Below are 3,855 nucleotides of genomic sequence, written 5' to 3' on the forward strand. Positions count from 1 at the left end.
ATGCGGCCGGCTACGCCAACGGAACCCTCAAGGTAGACTACAGGGTCGACACCGTGGGCGGAAACCCAAGCCAGCCACTATGGTCAATGCCAACCGCCCAAATCAACATCAACACAACGTTCTCTGCGAAATAGGAGTGAACCATTGGGACTGGACCACGGGACACGGAAAAACCGATACACTCTGTGGGCCTTAATCGGAGAAGGCTCATGAAATCACGAGGTCCATACCGGCGTCACTCGACACGTTCAAGCTTCGAAACGGCGTCATGGGACAGTGCGATGCTTGACGCTCCTACGGCGTCTCGGCCAACCTCATCCAATTGTGGCTGACGGCAGTTCTATAGCGGCGAACGGAATGATGAAGAGGCGGAAGCGGGCGCTCGACATAGGTCCGGGGGGAACTGGTGTTGCTATGAATTTCATGACAAACAGGTGTCGTTTCGGTCGCAGTTGACGGCACCCGACAGGCCCTTGGCCCGGTGATGAGCTATCAGATTAAAGATGGTGTGGTCGTTATGACGCAGCGGCTTGAGAGAGCCACCGTTACTTTTAATGGAACCCAGCCAGCGGGTTAGACGATAAGTGGCGATTTTAGATTTTGCGCAAAGACGCAGTCTTATTTGGCTAAATTTTCATTCTTTTAGAAGTGGATTTGAAAATGAAAAAAAGCAGGAAACCTCCAGTACGGCGTGATCAAGACTCGGGTAATCTTGACCTGGTTCTGACAGGAAAAAACAATGTTTCAGCGAACGGAACCGAATCAGAACATTTGCTGCTGACCGTTACCAATGGTCCACCCTATGGCGATCCAAATCCCGTATACAATGCCACGGTCAATTTTTTCGTCGATGGCTTTTCTGCGCCGCATGAAGGCGTTACAATCAACCCTCCTCAGGGATCCACCGACGGACAGGGCCAAATCACTGCTTCGGTGACCAGCACGGCCTCCGGATCCTTCGGCATAAGTGCCACGGCTGAAGGTGGCACGGCGCCATATATTATACCTCTTAGCTTCTCAAACGGTGTAACCGCTACGTTCCAGGGCAATGGTGGCGATGCACCGCCGGCGGATGCGCCGCCGCTGGATATTGCTCTGGGTGGAGCTCATATTCTGGTCGTAAGCGAGGGCACCGTGCTGGCGTGCGGCGCAAATAACTATTCGCAGCTCGGCATCGGTTTGGGTGGCCCCAACGCTGCTGTGAATTTCATGAAGATCGAAACTGATTTGGATGGCAATTCATGGCCGCCGAACGGTGAGGATGTCGTCTCCGTCGCAGCCGGCAACAACCATTCGCTCGCTTTGCTCGGCGATGGCACCCTTTGGTCCTGGGGTAACACCATCGACGGGGCTACCGGCGGCGGCAACAACTATTCCCGACCGGCTCCTGGCCAGATAAACGGGATAAACGTGTTGGGCAGTGGATGGACCGACTGGCCTCCCAACGGAGCAATTGTCACCCAAATCTGCGCAAGGATCAGGGGCTCCCTCGCGTTGCTCTCGGATGGTACCGTGTGGACATGGGGTGACGGCAACGCTAATTGGTCGCCCAAGCTGGTACTTGGCCCCGGAACTTCCCTGCCATCAGCAGTATCCATAGCTTGTGGGAGTTTTCATAACCTCGCGGTGCTGTCTGACGGCAGCGTTGCTGCTTGGGGCGATAATACTTACGGCGAACTTGGCTTGGGAAACACTGATAACAATTATGGATCGCCTGTTCTGATCCCTGGGCTGGCAAACGTCAAAGTGGTTGCTGCAGGCAGCTACCACTCGATCGCGCTTCTGTCCGACGGCACGTTCAAGCTTTGGGGCTGGAATGGGAAAGGAGGGTTGGGCACGGGCGATAACACCCAGCGGAATTCTCCAACTGATCCCGCGGGTTCCTGGGCCGCCCCGGGAGCCGAAGTCTTCGGATTCGGCAACTCCACAGCCGTCTTGCTCTCCAACGGCCACTGCTATGTCACCGGCTCGAATGCTTCTGGCCAACTTGGGCTGGGCGACAACCAGGACCGCAATAGCTTTGAGCGCATGGGAGCCTCAAGCTTAGAACTATCCGATATCATTACCCTGGGTACCGGGTGTGCGGGGATCAGCCAAGCTGCCCTGGTCGGTAAACCGTTCACAAGCGGGGACGCGCTTTGCACCTGGGGCGACAACACCAGCGGCCAGCTTGGACTTGGAAATACACAAAACCAGAACTATCCTACCCGCACGCAAGCCGACATTACCTTCCCACCGCCCGAATTCAGCTCACCAATCAACGGGGAAATCTACAGTGACTTTGTTCCGGTCACTGGTACAGGCGTCCCTGGCGCAACCGTCACCGTCATGCAAAATGGCCACGGTTATGCAACCATCCCCGTTGACGATACCGGCACCTGGGCAGCGCCAGGCTGTGCGCCCCCGGCATCGAAGACCACATATTACATGTCCGCCACTCAGTCCGACCTACATAGTGGAAGCGTACCAACCAACATCCAATTTGGAATCTGGCCGCGGAGCTAGCCGTGTGATGCACAGCACGGGGGCTTCGGCGGCGTGATGGGCCCTCCGGTCGGCGTTGCGGTGCTTTGACGAGCCTCATCGGCGCCGGGGTTGACCGGTCGTAATTGGCTGGAGGGGTTCGGGGCGTCTGCGCCCCCGCCGGCTACGTCATGAGCCGCGGGATGCGATCGAGGACGCTGTGCAGCATGCGCTGGTCGGGGCAGGATATCGGCAGGTGCAGGTGGATTTGCGTCTTCATCTCGACCACCCGCGCAACGATCTTGATGAGGCGCAATCGCAACGTGTCGAATTGCGCGGCGGCAAAGCTCGAGCGCTTCAGCACGCAGGCCCCATATCAGCCAGTAGGCACCGGCATGCAGGAACAAGACAGAACTGGTTGGCTGTCGCTCTGGTGCAGGATGTGCGGTCGGGTGGCCAGATACGTCTTCCAGGATTTGATGTGGTTCTCGGCCGCGCCGCGCCGACAGTTGAGATCCTCGCAGAGCGCCTCGGCCTGCCGCCTGCAAGGTTGGTGACGATGAAACGCGTGTCAGCCCCTTGGGCGCCGACCTCGACACGGGCGATGATGCGCTCGGCGCGGCTCCAACTGGCGGCGCCGTCATAAAACTGCGTGAAGCGGCGCACCTTGTGCGTCTGGGCCGACGCTTCAAAGCGCGCCAGCGTGCCGGCCTCCATATCCGTGACATGCTTGCGCAGCGTCGTGGTGGACGCCACGCCAAGGATCAAGACGACATCATTGGCGCGGCACCGCCGTCGAAACGGGCGACGGCGGACTTGCCGCCGACGGATGACAAACCGGGCAGAGGCAAGGTAAGATCGGGCATGGCGGGTGTGGTCTCCGGGAATGATGCGGATCGGTGTAAGCAACCAAATCCTCCGTCATTCAATGGTTTGAACCACATCCGACAACCACCATGAATTTTCCGGGCTAAGAGCCTTCTCTGATCGGAATCGTTGGGGTCAAGGTGTTCCTATACGCAGCTCGCCAATGCGATCCGGGGCTATCGCTCTTTTGCCTGTGGGATAGTGCTATCGAAACGATTCTTACTCATGCTGATGATCGGTGCAATCCTGCTCGGCCCGGCTTTGCCAGCCCTGGGCACAAAGTCCGGTGAACGTAACGACGACCGCGCCTATGGCGAACCGGGCGATCCGGCGACCCGCAAGGGCTGTGACGCGGGTCAACGATAGTCAGATGATGCACCACCCCGTCATCTCAGGTCACTGGCATTGGCGATGAAATTGTTGTCCATCGTGACGATGACCGCATAGGTCGTATCCTGCACTTGCGCGTTCATTCTTTCTCTCCTTTTGACAGGTTCTGTCCTCACGTTGCAGAGAACGTTGTGT

At 57.7% G+C, this 3,855-nt stretch carries 4 protein-coding genes; 2 read left to right on the plus strand and 2 right to left on the minus strand.

All coding sequences use genetic code 11. The features are described 5' to 3' along the window. Nucleotides 1-660 precede the first annotated feature (660 nt). Nucleotides 661-2,505, plus strand: coding sequence for an RCC1 domain-containing protein (locus tag DUT91_RS24570; protein ID WP_114443006.1), 1,845 nt, complete (start codon nucleotides 661-663; stop codon nucleotides 2,503-2,505). Nucleotides 2,506-2,647: 142 nt separating this feature from the next. Here the strand turns inward: DUT91_RS24570 and DUT91_RS27225 are convergent, their stop codons facing one another. Beyond that, nucleotides 2,648-2,827, minus strand: coding sequence for a transposase (locus DUT91_RS27225; RefSeq protein ID WP_281032646.1), 180 nt, complete (start codon nucleotides 2,825-2,827; stop codon nucleotides 2,648-2,650). Continuing rightward, nucleotides 2,821-3,231: a transposase gene (locus DUT91_RS24575; RefSeq protein WP_281032647.1), complete on the minus strand. Its 411-nt coding sequence runs from the start codon at nucleotides 3,229-3,231 to the stop codon at nucleotides 2,821-2,823. Before DUT91_RS24575 ends, DUT91_RS27225 begins: the two co-directional genes overlap by 7 nt. A gap of 324 nt (nucleotides 3,232-3,555) precedes the next feature. On the opposite strand from DUT91_RS24575, the gene DUT91_RS25925 reads away from it, so the two are divergent. Continuing rightward, nucleotides 3,556-3,696 (plus strand): hypothetical protein, encoded by a 141-nt coding sequence (locus DUT91_RS25925; protein ID WP_160113716.1) that lies wholly within the window; start codon nucleotides 3,556-3,558, stop codon nucleotides 3,694-3,696. The last annotated feature ends 159 nt before the right edge of the window (nucleotides 3,697-3,855 follow it).

Source organism: Paramesorhizobium salinisoli, from assembly GCF_003335045.1.
GTDB lineage: Bacteria > Pseudomonadota > Alphaproteobacteria > Rhizobiales > Rhizobiaceae > Paramesorhizobium > Paramesorhizobium salinisoli.